General features: G+C 63.0%; 1 protein-coding gene. It reads right to left on the reverse strand.

Annotated elements, in window-relative coordinates:
- Window positions 1-878 (reverse strand): serine hydrolase (locus EN893_RS35890; protein WP_164901485.1); only part of this gene is annotated, 878 nt, incomplete at both ends.

Below are 878 nucleotides of genomic sequence, written 5' to 3' on the forward strand. Positions count from 1 at the left end.
GTGGCGATAGCGTGCACGGCCTTCAGCGTCGCTATGGAATAGGCACCATTGGCGAAATCCGGCCAGGTCGAAAGCTTCACCACGACCATTCCGGTGTTCCAGTCGATATGGATCATCTGACCGAACACGCCGCGGCACATCAGTGCGCGCGAGCGCGGATCCTCGATCCAGAACTGGTTGCGATAGCTGCCCTCCGGCAGGCTGGGGCTGAAGTCCGGCCCATGCCTGCCGTTGCGCGTCGCCTCGACCCAGCCGGCCGGCACGACGCCGCCACCATTGTCGAGGATCAGCTGGCCGAAGCGGCCATAGTCGCGCAGCGTCGCGTTGAAGCCACCGTCGGCCACCGCATAGCCGGCGCTATCGACCGTGAAGCAGGCGCTTTCATCAGCGCCGAGCTTTTGCCAGAGTTCTTCCGAAACCACCTGCGGCAGCCGTTTGCCTGTCACCCGCTCCATGATGAAGGCAAGCACGTCGGTCTCGATCGAGCGGTATTCGAATTGAGCCCCGTGCGGGCGGATCGTGTCCTTCAAGCCGAGGATCAGCTCGAACATGTGCGAGGGCCAACGAAAGGCCGGATCGCTGTCCAGCGGCACCGGCTTCCAGCCGGTGGCGACATCGACCTGGCCGATGTCGGAATAGCGGTCGGTATATTCCTCTGAGAAACGGACGCCGCTGGTCATGTCCAGCACATGCTGGACGCTGGCGCCGGTCCAGCCGGTAACGCCGAGTTCCGGCAGGTAATCTGTTACCAGTCTGGCCGGATCGATCAGGCCGCGCCCGACCAGTATGCCGAACACCGAACCGGTAACGGACTTCGCCATCGACTGCGACAAGTGCAGCGTGCGCTCATCCATGCCGTTGAAATAGCGCTCATAGGC

The organism is Mesorhizobium sp. M7A.F.Ca.CA.004.04.2.1, assembly GCF_004022825.1.
Classification (GTDB): Bacteria; Pseudomonadota; Alphaproteobacteria; order Rhizobiales; family Rhizobiaceae; genus Mesorhizobium.